Genomic DNA, 18027 nt, shown 5'->3' with positions numbered 1-18027 from the left:
TTTATTAACATTTAAATGTTAAATATTATATTTGTTTCAATGAATAAAAATTGGTTTCGTTTTGTTGTCGTACTAATGTCAATTGCTCTACTAGGGATAGTAGCTGTACAAGGATATTTGATAAATGTTTCTTTTAAAAATAAAGAAGAACAGTTTAAATACCAAGTTAAACAAGTAATTGACAATGTAGCAAGAGAGGTAGAAGAACAAGAAGCTTACTCCTTTTTAAGTCGATTTAGTAAAATAAAAGATAGTATAGGTAAAGATCCTGAAAGAAGCGAGTTAATGAAATTTTTTTACGTAGAAAAAAATGAATTAACAAATCAAACGATAATTTATTCAAATAGCATAATCCCAGAAGATTATTCTGTTTCATCCTCGTTCTTTGATAAAAAAAATGATTCCACACGAATTAAAAATTATGTAGCAAAACGAGTAACAGAAGTGTATAATGAAACCACTTTAAATGATCAAAACATGAGTTCAGTAGTACACCCTTCTGATCTAATAGAAAAAGCGGGAGTAGTAGAAATTCTGGATAAAGCAACATTTGAACTAAATTTTAAAGATATAGCGGCCACTAGACAGGTGTCCCAAAGAGTAAGTGTGGAACAATTACAGATTTTATTTGCAAATGAACTAAAAGCATTAGGAATAAATACCCCTTTTGAATTTGGAGTATACAATAATGGATTGGCAACTAAAGTAAAATCGGAGCATTTCAAATATGATAAAAAAAACACTTACGATACTCCACTCTTTAAAGATAATGATGGAATTAGTAGATACCAATTATTGTTAAGCTTTCCTAAAAAGAAAGTCTTTTTAGCGTCCGATTTTGTAGGAATAGCATTTCTAGCCTTCTTATTTACATCTATTATTATTGTAGCGTACTATAGTGCCTTAAAACAACTTAATACCCAACGTCATATTTCAGAAATCAAAACAGACTTTATCAATAATATGACGCATGAATTCAAAACACCTATTGCAACCATCAATTTAGCTTTAGATGCTATTCGGAATCCTAAAGTAATTGATGATAAAGAAAAAAGTACAACGCTATTTGCAAATGATTAAAGATGAAAACAAAAGAATGCACGCGCAAGTAGAAAATGTTTTAAGGATTTCAAAATTAGAAAAGAAAGAACTAGATATAACAAAAGAATGTCACGACGTACACGACATGCTAGAAGAAGCAATTGAACACGTAAGTTTAATTGTAGAAGATCGCCAAGGTAAAATGAAAACCAATTTTAACGCCTTAAAATCAAAAGCTTTATTAAATGATATTCATTTTACTAATGTCTTGGTAAATGTTTTAGAAAACGCTGTGAAATATACACCAGAATCTCCTATAATAGAAATAAGTACAGAAAATGTTAAAAATTTCATCGTTATAAAAATAAAAGACAACGGAATAGGTATTAGCAAAGTATCGCAAAAGAAAATTTTTGATAAATTTTATAGAGAACACACGGGAGATATCCATAATGTAAAAGGGCATGGATTAGGATTAGCCTATGTAAAAAGAATTATGGACGATCATCACGGTGAAGTGGTGGTAGAAAGTGAAAAAGGTAAAGGAAGTACATTTATAATAAAATTACCCTTAATAGTTTGATTATGGAAACGGTAAAGAAAATATTATTAGTAGAAGACGATCCTAATTTTGGTTCAATTCTTCGAGATTATTTAAGTATGAATGATTTTGAAGTAATATTAGCCAAAAATGGAATGGAAGGTTTTGAAAAATTCAAGAAAGATGAATATGATCTATGTATTCTTGATGTTATGATGCCTTATAAAGACGGCTTTACTCTAGCCAAAGAAATTAGAGAAAAAAATAAAGAAGTTCCTCTTATTTTCCTTACAGCAAAGACTATGAAAGAAGATGTCTTAAAAGGATATAAAGTAGGAGCTGATGATTATTTGAACAAACCTTTTGACTCAGAAGTTTTGTTGATGAAAATACGTGCCATTATTCAACGAAAAGCCACTGAAATAAGAGGAGATGCTAGCAAATTTGAATTTGAAATAGGTAAATTTCATTTAAATGCTAAATTACGCTTCTTAACTTATCCGGAGATGAACCCGTTAAACTCTCCCCAAAAGAAAATGAGTTACTCAAAATGTTAGCATTACACGAAAATGATTTGATGCCACGCGAACTAGCATTAACAAAAATATGGCGAGATGATAACTACTTTACTTCTCGTAGTATGGATGTTTATATTGCCAAACTACGTAAATATCTTAAACAAGATGAAAATGTTGAAATACTTAATATTCACGGTGAAGGATTCCGATTAGTTGTAAAAAATAGTTAATCTTTTAGAATATTAAGATTTTTTATTAAAAAAATAAATTTTCAAAGAGTATATTCAGAAGTAAAATGTATTCATGAAATCAAGATTCAAGATCTTTTTACTTTTGAGTTTAACTTCCATTTTTATACCCAGATTGCGCATTAGGCTTCATTGAAAAATCAGTAAATTAAAGTGCCCACGGAAAATTTTAAAAGATGAAACAGTCTACTGTTTCGGTGAATAAAATTTGAGTATGTGCTTGAATTGGAAGAAAAATAAAGTTGAATAGATTTACTTCGTCTATTCGCTACGCTCGGGTCTAATGTGTAATCTAGCTTTAAAAGGAATCAGAAAATATTTTGTATAAAAAAAGCTGCCTTTATAGGCAGCTTTTTTGTTCTAATTAGTAAAATCTTGATCTTCTAATTTGGGATCAGTTATTTTGTTATTATGTAGTTTAACTGGATTTTTAGATTTTTTCATTCTTAAGTTTAAGAACTCTACAAATAAAGAGAAAAAGATTGAAAAGTATAAATATCCTTTAGGTATGCTATGAACTTCTGTACCACCAAAGAAAGCTATATGAGCAAGGTGTCCACCTTCTGCCAATAACATAACACCAATTAAAATTAGGAATGATAATCCTAAAATTTGAATAGTAGGGTGGTTGTTTACAAATTTACTTACAGGACCCGCAAAGATCATCATAATTACAATTGAAATAATAATAGAAAGAATCATAATGATTAAAGCACCTTCGTATCCAAAACCTTCTGGAGCAGGTTTCATACTGACTAAACCAACAGCTGTCAGAATGCTATCAAAAGAAAAAACTAAGTTTAAAGCAGCAATTTGAAAAACGGCAGCAGATAAGCTATTGCTTGCGTTTCCTTTTTCTCCTTCTTCTTCACCTTCTAGTTTGTGATGTATTTCAGATACTGATTTGTATAACAAAAATAAACCTCCTCCGAAAATAATAAGGCTTTGTCCTGTTATGCCAGCTTGAAACCATCCCCAATCAATGTGAAATAATACTTCTTGTAAGCTTAAAACCCATGTAATACCAAATAATAGTACAATACGAAAAGCCATGGCTAGTAATAAACCAATTCTACGGGCTTTGGGTTGTTCTTCCTCTTTTAATTTTCCAGATACGATTGACAAGAAAACAATATTGTCAATACCTAAAATAATTTCTAAAAAAGTTAAAGTTAATAATGCTATCCAAGCATCTGGGTTAAATAAGATTTCCATTTTGTCTGTTTGAATTTACAATCATTATACGAGGCTATTTTGTTTTTGTTACAAAACCTTTTTGTTTTTTTGATTCACCTACGAAACAATATTCAAAAAAATAACCTTTTTTGTTGGTACTCAATATTTTAATTTGAATGGCTTTTTTTTCTTCTAAATTTTTCGGGTTTACTTTTTGAAGTATATATTCGCAATCATTTACCCATCGAACTCTGGCAGTATCTGTTTTTCCTTCAAAAGTTTCTATTTGTAATGAGTCGTTACGTATAAATTGAGAGGTATGCTTTACACCTTCAATTTTTTGATTAAATTCAAAAGTTCCTGTTTTAAAATCGTTACAATTACGTTCTACGTTATAACAAGAAATAAGGGTAAATGTTGTTAGAAGGAAAAATAAATATTTGGACATTTTGACAGTAATTTTAAAGATTAGGTAAATTGTTTTCTTTTAAAAATTTGTTTGTATTGTATTCTTTTGATTGGTTTTTAGGAATAGATAGGTTATCCCAATGCTCATTTTTAATCATTTTAGCATAAAATACGATTTGGCCAATATGATATGGATAATGAGCTAACTGACGATTAATAGCATCCTATAACTGTTTGTTCTTCATTGCGGATATAAATGATTTGATTTAAATTATCAGGTTTTAAAGTGTTAATGGTATTAAAAAAACATTTCCATCCTTTTTCCCATAAAATTAAAAGGGTTTCTTTAGAAACAAGATGATTTTCGAATTCAGCATCGCGGTTTCGCCATTCTTTTTCACCATCAGAAGTGAGGAAATCAGTCCAACGAGAGATCATATTGCCAGCTATATGTTGTATGATTATAGCAATTGAGTTAGTGTTTTCATGGGATGTTGTAAACAGTTGTTCAGATTCTAGTTGAGCTATGGCTTTATCTGCAATAGTTTTATAATAAAGCATTTGTTTTTTTACGCTTTCTAGGTAAAGATTAGCGTTTTTCATTGAATAAACTTTTCATTATAGTTTGAATTCCTTTGAACATAAGATATATTGAAAGTAAACAGATAGTGATTCCTAAGCCTAAAACAGGAATATAAAAGGGGTGATTTTGATTTTTAAATGAGCTGAAAATAACAGAGGGACCTATGAACATAAGAGGCAAAGCCATTGCTAAATTTTTAATCCCTTTTAGTAAGATATCTTTATTAGTTGACATTGTTGTTGTTTGTAGTTAATTATTGATTAAATGTTAAGGTGTTTTATAATTTATAATTTGTGATAGCTTTTCTAACACTACCATGTTGTTTTAAAAGTTTTTGAGCTTCGTCATAACTTACTGGAATTTCACTCATTATCATTCGAGTCCCACGATCAATTAGTTTTGTATTGCTGAGCTGCATATCAACCATTTGGTTTCCTTTTACGTGGCCTAATTGGATCATGGTGGTAGTAGAAATCATGTTTAAAACTAACTTTTGTGCTGTGCCTGCTTTCATACGGCTACTACCAGTAACAAATTCAGGACCAACAACAACTTCAATTGGAAATTGAGCGGTTAAGGCTAGTGGGCTTCCTGCATTACAGGTTATTCCGCCTGTTATAATATTATTTTCATGGCATTTTTCTAATCCTCCTAAAACGTAAGGAGTTGTTCCAGATGCTGCTATACCAATAACAATATCGTTTTCGTTAATATTCCACTCTTGTAGATCTTGCCAAGCTTGTAGAGGATTGTCTTCGGCAAATTCTACTGCTTTTCTTATGGCTGTATCTCCGCCAGCTATTAATCCAATTACTTTGTCAAAAGAAACACCAAAAGTAGGAGGGCATTCAGAAGCATCTACAATTCCTAATCTTCCAGAAGTGCCTGCGCCTATATAAAATAAGCGTCCGCCTATCTTCATTTTTGCAATGATTTGATTAACCAAGGCTTCAATTTGTGGTAATGCTTTTTCTATAGCTAAAGGAACTGTCTTGTCTTCATTATTAATATTGGTTAATATATCATGAGTTGACATTTTTTCTAAATCCTGATATTCGGATGATTGTTCGGTAGTTTTTGTAAAAGTCATTTTTTATAAGTTAAAAGCAATAATGTTTTTTGTTTTTTAAGAAATACTCTTTACATGAAATACGCTAAAATAATACCTAATATGATAGCAATTAGTTTAGCTAAGTTAAATTTGTGTCCTTCACTACTTTCAAAAATAATAGTGGAAGAAATATGAAATAAAATACCAATTACGAAAGCTGTGATTTCTTTATGATAGGTAACCAAAATATCAAAACAAGATGAAATATATGTTCCGATAGGAGTCATCAGAGCAAAACTTAACATGAATAAAGCAATTTGCATTTTATTTAGATCTGACTGAATTAGAAAAGTGGTTAAAATGATGGCAATAGGAAAATGATGTATTGATATTCCTAAAGCCACATGGGGATGCTGACTTATGGGCATTCCTTCTAATAAAGCATGTAGACATAAACTTATAAACAAAGCCCAAGGTATATGTGATAAATGATTATGTCCGTGTACATGACCATGTTCTGCTCCTTGTGAAAAATATTCTAAAATAATTTGAAATAGAATACCTGCCATAATAAACATGCCTATGTTGTTATGTAAATGTTCATTAGTATTCGTATTTGTATTTGTGAAAATTTGAGGAAGTAAATGTGAAACAGTTAATGCTAATAGAAAAGAACCACTAAAAGCCAATAATAATTTTAGATTCTTCTTGTTTTTAGGTTGTATAAAAGTAGCAACTATATAACCTAATATAACAGATAAAAAGGAATTAAATATATCATTTATGTTGATTTCTGATGGGTTCATTTGTTTTTCTTTAATCTAAAAGTACAAATGAACCCATAAACTTTATTTAAAAATCATTATTAATCGTTCTGACTCGTTTTTGTAAAATTTACGTAGTTTATAATCGCCAAAAATTTCTAAAAGATAAATACCAGCTTCTTCCATCATGCTCTCAAAATCTTGTAGGGTTAGAGCACGAACTTTTTCTGTAAAATGATATTTTATTCCTTTGTCTTCAAAATCAATTTCTTTAAAGATGTACCCTTCTTTTACATGTCGTTTGATATGAAAATCAATTTCATCAACTGTTTTGGTTTCTTCAGGAACTAAATTTTGGATGATGTATTCAGTGTTTAAAAAATCAATAACCGCAAAGCCATATTCTGTTAAACTTTCTTTAATGGCTATTAGCGTTTTAAGATTGTCATTTTCATTTTCAAAATAGCCAAAACTGGTAAATAGATTTAATACAGCATCATATTTTTCTTTTGTATGCTCACGCATATCATGTACTTTGAAGTGTAAATTGTTATTGCTGAATCGAGATGCCTCGGCAATACTGTTTTCTGCTAGATCAACTCCTGTAACATCATAACCTAATTGGTTTAGGTAAATAGAATGACGTCCTTTTCCACAAGCCAAATCTAAAATTTTAGCTTCCTCAGGTAAGTTTAAATAATGCGTTAAATTATCCATGAATAATTGCGCTTCTTGATCATTCCTGTCTTTATAAAGAATATGATAATAAGGGGAGTTAAACCACGTTTCGAACCAATTTTCTGATTGGGTATTTTGGGTTTCTGATTTATGATTTGATAATTCTGACATTTATACTTATTTGCATACAAATTTAAAGTATTTTTGCATTCCAATTTCAGATTTAAAATTTGATATTCGAAAAATATTTAGAATTTGAAATTTGGCGTTAAAAAATTGGAATGTCAGAATTTAAAATAATTTATGGAAAATAATTTTAAAATGGTTGCTAAGACACTTTTTGGTTTGGAAGAAGTGTTGGCAAAAGAATTACAAATATTAGGTGCTCAAAAAGTAGAGATAGGAACCCGTATGGTGAGTTTTGTTGGAGATAAAGGGTTTATGTACAAAGCTAATTTAGCATTACGTACAGCCTTAAAAATTCTAAAACCTATACATCAGTTTAGAGTTTATAACGAATCTAGTTTGTATAAAGGAATTCAACAAGTAGATTGGGCACAGTATTTTGGAGCTAATCAAACGTTTGTGATAGATACAACTGTAAATTCAGAGTATTTTAACCATTCGCAATTTGTGGCATTAAAATGTAAAGATGCCATTGTAGATCAATTCAAAGAAAAATTAGGGCATCGTCCTAGTATTGATAAAGACCATCCAGATGTACGCATTAACATACATATTGATAGAGAAAATTGTTCTGTTTCCTTAGATTCTTCGGGTGATTCGTTACACCATAGAGGATATAGAACTGCAACAAATATTGCTCCTATAAATGAGGTGTTAGCGGCTGGTATATTACTATTATCAGGTTGGGATGGTAGTTGTAACTTTATGGATCCCATGTGTGGTTCAGGAACTATTTTGGCTGAAGCTGCAATGATTGCATGTAATATTCCAGCCAATATTAACCGCAAAGAATTTGCTTTTGAAAAATGGGCTGATTGGGATAATGATTTATTTGATAAGATAATGGATTCATTACTAAATAAAACCAGAGAATTTCATTATAAAATTATTGGTTATGATAAAGCTCCAAGTGCTGTAATAAAGGCCAGAACTAATGTTACACAAGCTAATTTAGATGAATATATTATCATTCGTGAGCAAAACTTTTTTGAAACGAAAAAGACATTAGAAGGACCATTACACATGGTTTTTAATCCACCTTATGGAGAGCGATTAGATATTCATTTGGAACGCTTTTATCGTGAAATAGGAGATACATTAAAACAAGGGTATCCTAATACGAATGCTTGGTTTATAACGGGTAATATGGAGGCATTAAAGTTTGTAGGATTAAAACCTTCAAGAAAAATTAAATTGTTTAATGGTAAGTTAGAATCGCGTTTAGCCAAGTTCGAAATGTATGAAGGAAGTAAAAAGGCAAATTTTTAACGCCTCAGAATTAAGATTTTTTACTACTAGCTTTATTCTTTGAAAAGAATTAAACCCAGATTTGAGATTACACTTCGTTGTAAAATAAAAGAATAATAAATTCAAAGCTCACGTAAAATTTTAAAAAAGAAATAACGAAACTATTTGGATGATTAAAATTGAAGTACGTGCTTGAATTGAAAGAAAAAATAAAGTGAAATAGATTGGTCTCACCAATTCACTTCGTTCGAGTCTAATGTAGAATTTTGATTATATATGTTAAAAATATCTGTTAAGGCACATTGAAATAATGATTTGTTTTTTTGTTATTCGCTTTTTCTACTATTATTATAACTTTGTTAATTCCAATATTGGCTCAAAATAGCTTTTTGAATAGTATTTGTTTTGTATGTAAATAAAAAATATAATTGCTTTTAGTATATTTTGCTTGAGGCACAAATAAATAAATGATGAATAAAAAAACAAAAGCCTTTTTATATAATTTTTTATCTTTTGCAGTTTTCTTTTTTTCAACACGTTATTTAGTAACTCAGTATGCAAATTTGAGTGGTTGGTGGATTCCTATGACAGCTTTTGTTGTTAGTACGATCTTGGCACCTAAATTTCAATCTGTTGTGACGCGAGATGGCGAAAAGATTTTTATGAAATGGATTTTTATTAAAGGGGTTAAAATTATAGAATAATAAAAAATAAACCCCGTTTTAAGCTTTTGCTCTAAAAAACGGGGTTCATTTAAAAGTAAAGAGGTTTTTAAACCTTGATTTTATTAATACTTCGTGTTAAGACTTGTCTACTACAGGTTTTTCTTTTCTGTTAGCTAAATCCCATATAATAGCAAAAGCAAGCTTGGTGCGTTTCGTTAAAACATCGTATTCAATCTTCTCAGGATCATCGGTAGGTTTGTGGTAATCCTCATGAGTACCATTAAATAAAAAGACAGAAGGAATATTGTGTTTAGCAAAATTATAATGGTCTGAACGATAATAAAAACGATTCGGATCATTCTTGTCGTTATATTTATAGTCTAATTTTAGATTTACAAAGTTAGAATTAGCCTCTTCAACAATATTATATAGATCCGACGATAAATAGTCTGATCCTATTATGTAAACATAATTGTTGGAGTCCTTATGAAGATCATCTCTACGACCTATCATATCAATATTAACATTGGCAATAGTATTTTTTAAAGGATAGAGAGGATTTTCAGAATAAAAACGAGATCCATGTAAGCCGTGTTCCTCACCTGTTACATGTAAAAATAAAATAGAACGTTTAGGGCCATGACCTTCATTTTTTGCTTGTTGAAAAGCCTCTGCCATTTCTAACAAAGATACAGTGCCCGAGCCATCGTCATCAGCTCCATTGTAAATTTCGCCATTTTTCATTCCTATATGATCGTAATGAGCCGAAACAATAACGATTTCATCTGGTTTTTCTGTTCCTTTTATAAATACCCAAATGTTTTCAGAATCACCTAAACGTGGACTAAAAGTTTTTTGAAAATAAGATGAAGGAATAGGTTGGTAATACGATGTTGCTTGGTCAGGAAAAATAATGTTGTTTTTTTTATGTTCTGAAATAATATATTTTCCAGCTTTTTTTTGTCCTTCTTCTCCAGTATTTCTGCCTTGCATTTCGTCAGAAGCAATTGTATAGAGATGACTTTTAAGTTCTTTTTCTGTTATAGTATTTAGATAGGTTAAAACGTTTTTTTTATGAGTATTATCTGATTTGGTTGTATCTTTTTGACTAGAGCAACTTAATGATACTATAGAAAGAAGTCCTAATAAGATCGTTTTTTTATTCATGATTTAATATTTGATAAACGAATATAGGTAAATATGAGTTGTTGAACAAGAATTAGTATTTTTAATTAAAATGATACATGATTAAAAAGGCAATTTTTTATAAAGATTGTTGTGTGAAAAGAAATATCCGAAAGAAAAAAAAGTTTTTCGTTTGTTCGGATATTTTATTTGTATAAAAGAAATTCAGTCTAAAAAATGAGATTGACTATAAAACCGCCATTTTTCAATACATTGAACCATGTCTTGAGGTAATTCAGTATCAAAACGCATGAATTCTTTGGTAACAGGATGTTCAAAGCCTAACGTTTTGGCATGCAGTGCTTGACGAGGTAGAATCTTAAAACAATTGTCTACAAATTGTTTGTATTTTGAAAAAGTAGTTCCTTTCAAAATAAGGTGACCGCCGTATCGTTCATCATTAAATAATGTATGTCCTATATGTTTCATGTGAACACGTATTTGATGAGTACGTCCTGTTTCTAATTTACAAGATACAACAGTCACATAACTTAACCTTTCTAATACTTTGTAATGAGTTACAGCGTGTTTTCCTATAGAAGAATCACTATAAACAGCCATTTGCATTCGATCGGTAGAATGACGAGCAATATTGCCTTCTATAGTTCCATGATCATTTTCTATATTTCCCCAGACAATAGCTATGTACTCTCTTTCGGTAGTTTTTTCTTCAAATTGTTTAGCTAAATGAGCCATGGCTTGTTCTGTTTTAGCAACGACTAATAATCCTGAAGTATCTTTATCTATTCTATGTACTAAACCCGGTCGATTACTGGAGTTCATAGGTAAATTTTCAAAATGAAAAGCTAATGCGTTAGCTAAAGTTCCAGTGTAATTTCCGTGACCGGGATGAACAACTAATCCTACAGGCTTGTTAAGAACAATAAGAGCGTCGTCTTCGTATATTATATCCAGAGGAATATTTTCAGGAATAATTTTATTTTCAAATGGAGGATGTGATAATACAACTTTTATTTCATCAAATGGTTTAATTTTATAGCTCGATTTTACAGCGATACCATTTGCTAAAATAAAACCTTTTTCAGCAGCCTGTTGTATCTTATTACGTGTAGTATTTTCTATATTAGTCATTAGATATTTGTCCACACGTATTGAACCTTGTCCTTTTGGGATGTCAAACTTATAATGTTCATATAAATCATCTTCCCATTCCTCTTCCTTTTCTAAAAAAGTAATAGCCATATTTTATTTTGTAATAGTAGAATCTACAGGTTGATCTTCGAGATCGGTATCTTCTTCCTCAAAACCAATTTTCCCATCGCCTAGTACAAGATTAATACGAGTCATTTTTAAAACTTGTTGACTGGTCTTATTGGCTTACCATTGATATTCATTTCTAATACCATATCCTTAGCAAGATTAGGAACATAAGTCGTATCGCCTACAGACAATCCTAACGCATTAAGAGTAGGAACGGCTTGACGATATGTCTTCTGGATTAAGTCAGGAAGTCGTACTTTTGCATATTCTTCCGCATTAATTTTTACATAAATTACGCGATTTTGTTTTACCTTACTTCCCGGTTTTGGATCCTGTTGAACAATAGAAAGCTTAGGAAAAGCGGGATTATAATCAGTAGTATCTAATAACTCATAGTCTAAATCTAGTTCGTCTAATTTTTCTTCCGCCTCTTCCAAAGTTAATTTGCTTAAGTTAGGAACTGTGATTTCTTGACCATGATTAGTAGTAAAACTAATCCATTGCATGAAAATAAATAAAGAAGCAGACACTATTAAAAATGCAAAAAATAGTTGCTTAAAAAAAGTAAAACTCAGGATAAAACGTTTCCAGTTCATATAAAAATGCTAATTTTCAAAAGGTTATTATTGGTATGCTATTTTTTTTAGAAGAAAACCAATAAATGCAAAGATATAAAAATAGTAAAGCGAAATCATTTGAAAAAAAATGATATTTTTGTTAAAAGAGATTTTGAATAAAAGAGATTTCAAAAATTTTAGAATGATATATAAAGATAAATAGATAAAGTATGAAAGTTGCTGTGGTAATGGGAGGCTATTCAGATGAAAGCGTGATTTCTTTGCGTAGTGGTCAGTTAATATTGAATAATTTAGATAAAAATAAATACCAAGTGTATGAAGTACATATTCTTAAAGAGGGATGGTATGTTTTAAAAAACGATCAAAAGCATACAGTTGATAAATCAGACTTTTCATTTACATTAGAAGGAGAAAAAATAAAGTTTGATGTAGTAGTTAATACAATTCATGGAACCCCGGTGAAGATGGACATCTTCAAGCTTACTGGGAATTATTAGAAATTCCTTATACAGGATGTAATTTTTATCAATCAGCTCTAACTTTTAATAAACGAGATACACTATCTGTATTAGCTAAGTTTGATATTCCTAAAGCGAAATCTATTTACTTAACAAAAGGGATGAAAGTAGATAAACAAGCAATAGCAGACGAATTAGGATTACCATTTTTTGTTAAACCCAATCAATCAGGAAGCAGTTTAGGAGTGTCAAAAGTAACTGATCTGGCACAATTTGATAAAGCGTTAGAATTTGCATTTGCTGAGGATAGCGATATATTAATAGAGTCATTTCTTAAAGGAACTGAAATTTCAGTAGGAGTATTTCATTACAAAGGTGAAACAAAAGTTTTAGGAATAACAGAAATTATTTCACAAACAGATTTTTTTGATTACGAAGCTAAATATCTTGGTAAATCAGAAGAAATTACACCTGCAAAACTAACCGATGAGGTACGTGTAAAAGTAGAACAAACAGCAAAAAAAGTATATGAAGCTTTAGGGATGAGTGGTTTTTCAAGGACAGATTTTATTATCATGAATGAAATACCACATTTTATCGAAATGAATACAAATCCGGGTTTGTCACCACAAAGTATTTTTCCACAGCAAGCTCAATACGCAGAACTAGATTTTGGAGAAATGTTAGATAACGAAATTCAATTAGCATTTCGAAGAAAATTAATTTGGAGAAAATAATGAGAAAAGCAGTTTTTCCCGGATCTTTCGATCCAATCACATTAGGTCATATTGATATTATAGAAAGAAGTCTTCCTTTATTTGATGAAATAGTAATAGCTATAGGAATTAATGCTGATAAGAAATATATGTTTTCATTAGAAGAACGCATTCGTTTTATTGAGGAAACATTTAAATACGAAGATAAAATTACAGTTGTATCTTATGAAGGGTTGACAATTGATCTGTGTAAACGTTTAGAAGCCGATTTTATTCTAAGAGGACTTCGGAATCCAGCTGATTTTGAATTTGAAAAAGCCATTGCACATACGAATAGATTATTGTCAAAAATAGACACGGTATTCCTTTTAACAGCATCCGATACATCATTTATTTCTTCCAGTATAGTACGTGATGTGATACGTAATGGAGGAGATTATACAGGATTAGTTCCAGAAGCAGTAAGAGTTGATAAAACCAAATAAAAAAACGAGTTGTAGAGAATAAATTAATTTTTTTATTTCTCTACAACTTAGTTTACCTACTGGCTTGAAATATAGTATGTCGTAAACTTCAATTGCGAACTTGAAATAATAAAAAGAGAAGGAACATTAAAAAATAAATCCAAATAGAAATAATTACGGCCATTAAACTAGATCCAAAACCGAAGGAAGAAAATGGTACGCCAGACAGAAGACATCGAGTAACTCCGCCAAACAAACCAAACATTCTGACTTAAACCCAGATTACGCATTAGACTTCGTTGTGAAACAAAATTTTTCAATAAATTCAAGTGCTCACAGAAAATTTTAGAAGAAGAAATAGTGAACTATTTTGATGATTAAAATTTGAGTACCTGCTTGAATTTGAAGAAAAATAAAGTGGAATAGATTTACTTCGTCTATTCGCTACGCTCGGGTCTAATGCGTAATCTGGGTTAAAATCACACATATATAAACAAAAGGATTAATTGCTTATAGTATACTAAGTTGTTTTTGTTTTTTTTTTACAAAATTTATAAAAGTAACATAAATGATTTATCTTCCTAAAGAAAATCGTATTTCTCCAATGTTTCTTACAGGAACAACTCGGATACTTAAACAAAGTAGAATAGATTTGCTTTAATTCACTTTGTACGAGTTTAATGCGGAATTTGGTTTGAAAATAGCAATAAAATCCATTGTAAAAAGATCAAAACGTAGAAATGTTTTTTAAACCTTAAAATCAAATTGGAAGAAGTGTAAGATTATTCTTGATAAAAATAATTTCAAGCCTGTCAACCTATATTTTTAGGATGAAAAATAAAGTATTTGTTTAAATCAATAAAAAAAATAAACTAATTCCGTAAATTTATTCTTTCAGAATTAATTAAATAAAATGAAAAAGGTACTGTTGATTTCATTATTTTTCATCATCTCTTGTTCTAAAAAAACGATTGACGAAGTTCTTCCCCAAAAAGGAGTCGTAACGGAAAGCGTTTATGCTTCTGGAATAATAAAAGCGGATAAGCAATATATTGTTTTTAGTACAGTAGCAGGTGTTTTACAACGGATTAAAGTAAAAGTAGGGGATCCTATTTTAAAAGAACAATCACTATTTCAGATAGAAAATGAGAAAGCCAATCTAGCAACAGAAAACGCCCGATTATCTTATGAGATTTCAAAAGAAAGTAGCCAATATATTCAAGATAAAATAGCAGAATCCGAACTACGTGTTCAAAGTGCTAAAGATAAATTGATCTTGGATGAATCCCTTTATAAACGTAGTAAAAATGTTAAGGTATATAACGCTATTTCTGAAGTTGATTTCGAAAAAAATAGAGGTAAGTTATAAAAATGCTAAATTAACTTATGAAACAGCTATAAAGCAGTTATCCCAGTTAAAAAGTCAGTTACATAATGAACAGACTAGGAACAATATAAATTTAAAAATTAACCAAAAAATACAGAGTGATTTTACTGTTAAAAGCGCTTTTTCAGGAACCTTATTTGACATTTTAGTGAAAGAAGGGACTGTTATAAATCCACAAACCCCTCTCGCTATTATTGGTAAAAAAGATAGTTATATATTAGAATTAGATGTAGATGAAAATGATATGGTTCGTGTGCAAATAGGTCAAAATATTTTGATTACAATGGATAGTTATAAAGGAGACGTTTTTAAAGCTATTGTTTATAAAATTTATCCTATTATGGATGTGCGCTCACGGACATTTAAAATAGAAGCCCATTTTGTAAAACCACCACAAAAATTGTATCCTAACTTAACCGCAGAAGCGAATATTATTATCAAGACACGTGAAAATATATTGACTATACCAAGAAATTATTTGATAGATGGTGAGTATGTTTTAGTTAATCATAATGAAAAAGAAAAATAAAAACAGGTTTAATGGATTACCAAAAAGTAGAAGTAATAAGCGGATTAAAAGCAAATGAAACCATTTATTTACCTAAGTAATGAATTTTAAACTAATTTTTTCTATTGCATTGCATTTAATGCGTTCTAGGCTGAAACAAACTATCATTGCGGGAGCAGGTGTCATGTTTGGCATTGCTATGTTTATTACTTTAGTCAGTTTCATGTATGGTATGAATGATCTGTTAGATGGTCTGATAATTCATCGTACACCACACGTTCGTTTATATAATGAAATAAAACCATCAAAAAATCAACCTGTTACGATTTCTCAAACATATAAAAAACATATTAATTTCATCAGATCAATAAAACCTAAAGATAGAGGAAGATCTATTTATAATGCCCAATCAATTATTCAAAGTTTAAAACAAGATATTCGGGTATATGATGTAGCAGCAAAGATTAATACCCCCGTTTTTTTTAATTCAGGAACAATAGAAATTTCTGGAGTTGTTAATGGTATTGATGTTCTGAAAGAACAAAAATTATTTGCTCTCAATGATTATATGATAGAAGGGAAAATAGAAGATTTACAGCAAAATAATAGTATTATTATAGGGAAAGGTTTATCCGATAAAATGCTTTTAAAAAAAGGAGATATTATTAAAATTACTACACCAAAAGGCAATTTAACCTCCATGAAAATTGTAGGAATCATTCAAATAGGTATTGCAGATATAGATGATATAACGAGTTATACTTCTTTGTCAATGGCTCAAAAAATTTTAGGAGTCCCCAAAAATTTTATAACCGATATCCAGATAAAAATTTATGATATTTTACAAGCACCCAAATTAACTAAAGAATATAGAATAAGATATACAACAGATGCTATTGATTACCAAACCAGCAATTCACAATTTGAAACAGGTACAACTATTCGAAGCATTATATCTTACGCAGTAGGAGTTGTTCTTTTAATTGTTGCAGGTTTTGGAATATATAACATACTAAATATGATGATCTTTGAAAAAATGGATAGTATAGCCATTCTAAAAGCTACTGGTTTTTCGGGAAATGATGTAAAATGGATTTTTATATTATTGTCTATGGTTATTGGAATTACAGGAGGCATTTTGGGATTGCTTTTAGGATTTATTTTTTCCAACATTATAGATCTAATTCCATTTAATACAGCTGCTCTACCTACCATTAAAACATTTCCAATTAATTATAATCCCATCTTTTATATTATAGGAATTACATTTGCCTTAATAACCACTTTTATAGCAGGGTTATTTCCAGCACTAAAAGCCAGTAAAATCGATCCAGTAGAAATTATTAGAGGAAAATGATGAACAATATTGTATTAGAGACTAAAAATCTAACAAAATATTTTAATGACCCTGTGCGTATGCAGGTTCTTAAAGAAATTAATTTACAAATAGAATACGGTCAATTCGTTTCTATAGTTGGAAAATCAGGTTGCGGAAAATCAACTTTGTTATATTTACTTTCTACTATGGATACAGATTATGAAGGGCAAATTTCTATGGATGAACAACTTATTACTGGTAAAACAGATAAAGAATTAGCGCAAATACGTAATGAAAAAATAGGATTTGTATTTCAGTTTCATTATTTACTTAACGAATTTAATGTGTTACGAAATGTAATGCTTCCAGGACTCAAGTTAGCTAAACTATCAGAAGAGGAAATTGAATATAACGCAATAGAATATTTGCGTACATTAGATATGCACGAACAAGCATTAAAAATGCCCAATCAATTAAGTGGGGGACAAAAACAGCGTGTAGCAATTGCCAGAGCACTCATTAATAAACCTGTTATTATTATGGGAGATGAACCAACAGGAAATCTAGATAAAAAAAATAGCGATATTGTTTTTGATATCTTTAATCAATTAACAAAAGAATTTAACCAAACCTTGCTAATTGTAACTCATGATCCTGATTTTGCTAACCGTACACACCGTATTATAACCATGGAAGATGGTAAGGTTAAGATTTAACATTCGTTATACAAGGTTCTATTTTTATCTTTAAGTGCTTTTCTGCGATAAATTTGCCCCAATTTGAAATTTCATTCAATAAGGGAATTAAAGTTTTTCCTAATGCTGTAAGCTCATATTCTACTTTCAAAGGAGGCTTAGTAGAAAAAACACTTCTAGTTATCAAACCATCTTCTTCTAACTCTTTTAGTTGTAAGCTCAAAGTTCTTTCCGTTACCATAGGTATTTCTTTTCGTAGTTCACTATATCTTTTTTTATCAAAAAGATGAATCAAAATAACAGCCTTCCATTTACCCCCTATAAATTTCATAGTTAAACTCGTGTTACATGGAAATTCTTTATTGTTTATTTTATACATTTTACTATCCT

General features: G+C 30.0%; 16 protein-coding genes and 5 pseudogenes. 10 read left to right on the top strand and 11 right to left on the bottom strand.

From position 1 onward, the window contains the following. Positions 1 to 39: 39 nt before the first annotated feature. Positions 40 to 1624, top strand: a pseudogene (locus tag JJC05_RS02490) (sensor histidine kinase). 2 nt (positions 1625 to 1626) lie between these two features. Next, a pseudogene (locus JJC05_RS02485) lies at positions 1627 to 2330 on the top strand (response regulator transcription factor). Between the two features lie 378 nt (positions 2331 to 2708). Here JJC05_RS02485 and JJC05_RS02480 read toward each other — a convergent pair. The 7 genes and pseudogenes from JJC05_RS02480 to JJC05_RS02450 all read right to left on the bottom strand — a co-directional run bounded on the left by JJC05_RS02480 (position 2709) and on the right by JJC05_RS02450 (position 7179). Next, positions 2709 to 3563 carry a TerC family protein gene (locus JJC05_RS02480; RefSeq protein ID WP_088393220.1) on the bottom strand — a complete coding sequence of 285 codons (855 nt, stop codon included), beginning with the start codon at positions 3561 to 3563 and terminating at the stop codon, positions 2709 to 2711. Positions 3564 to 3597: 34 nt separating this feature from the next. Continuing rightward, positions 3598 to 3972 carry a DNA topoisomerase IV gene (locus tag JJC05_RS02475; protein WP_105196657.1) on the bottom strand — a complete coding sequence of 125 codons (375 nt, stop codon included), beginning with the start codon at positions 3970 to 3972 and terminating at the stop codon, positions 3598 to 3600. Positions 3973 to 3985: 13 nt separating this feature from the next. After that, a pseudogene (locus tag JJC05_RS02470) lies at positions 3986 to 4535 on the bottom strand (DUF1572 family protein). After that, positions 4522 to 4749 carry a DUF6095 family protein gene (locus JJC05_RS02465; protein WP_088393226.1) on the bottom strand — a complete coding sequence of 76 codons (228 nt, stop codon included), beginning with the start codon at positions 4747 to 4749 and terminating at the stop codon, positions 4522 to 4524. Before JJC05_RS02465 ends, JJC05_RS02470 begins: the two are co-directional and overlap by 14 nt. Before the next feature lie 43 nt (positions 4750 to 4792). Continuing rightward, positions 4793 to 5605: an N-acetylmuramic acid 6-phosphate etherase gene (gene murQ, locus JJC05_RS02460; protein WP_088393228.1), complete on the bottom strand. Its 813-nt coding sequence runs from the start codon at positions 5603 to 5605 to the stop codon at positions 4793 to 4795. Positions 5606 to 5655: 50 nt separating this feature from the next. Then, positions 5656 to 6347: pseudogene (locus tag JJC05_RS02455) on the bottom strand (ZIP family metal transporter). Positions 6348 to 6414: 67 nt separating this feature from the next. Continuing rightward, entirely contained in the window at positions 6415 to 7179 is a 765-nt protein-coding gene (locus JJC05_RS02450; RefSeq protein ID WP_088393232.1) for a class I SAM-dependent methyltransferase, read from the bottom strand. Between the two features lie 132 nt (positions 7180 to 7311). Here JJC05_RS02450 and JJC05_RS02445 point away from each other — a divergent pair, with 132 nt between their 5' ends. After that, positions 7312 to 8463, top strand: a complete 1152-nt coding sequence (locus JJC05_RS02445) for a THUMP domain-containing class I SAM-dependent RNA methyltransferase (protein ID WP_235878128.1) — start codon at positions 7312 to 7314, stop codon at positions 8461 to 8463. A 449-nt stretch (positions 8464 to 8912) separates the two neighbouring features. Further along, on the top strand, positions 8913 to 9146 hold the full coding sequence (locus tag JJC05_RS02440; protein WP_088393244.1) for a hypothetical protein: 234 nt from the start codon (positions 8913 to 8915) through the stop codon (positions 9144 to 9146). Between the two features lie 96 nt (positions 9147 to 9242). Here the strand turns inward: JJC05_RS02440 and JJC05_RS02435 are convergent, their stop codons facing one another. From JJC05_RS02435 to JJC05_RS02425, 3 genes are all read right to left on the bottom strand, one after another. Then, a complete protein-coding gene (locus JJC05_RS02435) occupies positions 9243 to 10274 on the bottom strand; it encodes a M28 family metallopeptidase (protein ID WP_235878127.1) in 1032 nt (343 codons plus the stop codon). Positions 10275 to 10457: 183 nt separating this feature from the next. Beyond that, entirely contained in the window at positions 10458 to 11495 is a 1038-nt protein-coding gene (locus tag JJC05_RS02430; RefSeq protein ID WP_088393236.1) for an RluA family pseudouridine synthase, read from the bottom strand. A 107-nt stretch (positions 11496 to 11602) separates the two neighbouring features. Further along, the gene (locus JJC05_RS02425; RefSeq protein WP_309597393.1) at positions 11603 to 12109 is read right to left on the bottom strand and encodes a PASTA domain-containing protein; all 507 of its coding nucleotides are present in this window, start codon (positions 12107 to 12109) and stop codon (positions 11603 to 11605) included. Between the two features lie 191 nt (positions 12110 to 12300). On the opposite strand from JJC05_RS02425, the pseudogene JJC05_RS02420 reads away from it, so the two are divergent. The 6 genes and pseudogenes from JJC05_RS02420 (at position 12301) to JJC05_RS02400 (ending at position 17658) form a co-directional block, all read left to right on the top strand. After that, a pseudogene (locus JJC05_RS02420) lies at positions 12301 to 13286 on the top strand (D-alanine--D-alanine ligase). Further along, complete coding sequence (gene coaD / locus JJC05_RS02415; RefSeq protein ID WP_105196652.1) at positions 13286 to 13750, top strand: pantetheine-phosphate adenylyltransferase; 465 nt, start codon at positions 13286 to 13288, stop codon at positions 13748 to 13750. The pseudogene JJC05_RS02420 and the gene coaD overlap by 1 nt, the downstream one beginning before the upstream one ends. A gap of 892 nt (positions 13751 to 14642) precedes the next feature. Then, on the top strand, positions 14643 to 15098 hold the full coding sequence (locus JJC05_RS16465; protein ID WP_258929428.1) for an efflux RND transporter periplasmic adaptor subunit: 456 nt from the start codon (positions 14643 to 14645) through the stop codon (positions 15096 to 15098). After that, positions 15067 to 15645 (top strand): efflux RND transporter periplasmic adaptor subunit, encoded by a 579-nt coding sequence (locus JJC05_RS16460; protein ID WP_258929427.1) that lies wholly within the window; start codon positions 15067 to 15069, stop codon positions 15643 to 15645. The genes JJC05_RS16465 and JJC05_RS16460 overlap by 32 nt, the downstream gene beginning before the upstream one ends. Positions 15646 to 15724: 79 nt before the next feature. After that, positions 15725 to 16981, top strand: coding sequence for an ABC transporter permease (locus tag JJC05_RS02405; protein ID WP_235878126.1), 1257 nt, complete (start codon positions 15725 to 15727; stop codon positions 16979 to 16981). Further along, positions 16978 to 17658 (top strand): ABC transporter ATP-binding protein, encoded by a 681-nt coding sequence (locus JJC05_RS02400; RefSeq protein WP_205728013.1) that lies wholly within the window; start codon positions 16978 to 16980, stop codon positions 17656 to 17658. Before JJC05_RS02405 ends, JJC05_RS02400 begins: the two co-directional genes overlap by 4 nt. On the opposite strand, the gene JJC05_RS02395 is transcribed toward JJC05_RS02400, so the two are convergent. Beyond that, positions 17648 to 18016 (bottom strand): winged helix-turn-helix transcriptional regulator, encoded by a 369-nt coding sequence (locus JJC05_RS02395; RefSeq protein WP_105196280.1) that lies wholly within the window; start codon positions 18014 to 18016, stop codon positions 17648 to 17650. The genes JJC05_RS02400 and JJC05_RS02395 overlap by 11 nt on opposite strands. Positions 18017 to 18027 lie beyond the last annotated feature (11 nt).

The organism is Flavobacterium davisii, assembly GCF_019565505.1.
Lineage (GTDB): Bacteria > Bacteroidota > Bacteroidia > Flavobacteriales > Flavobacteriaceae > Flavobacterium > Flavobacterium davisii.
Note: the sequence above shows the minus strand (reverse complement) of the source record. Positions and strands in the feature narration are given on the sequence as shown.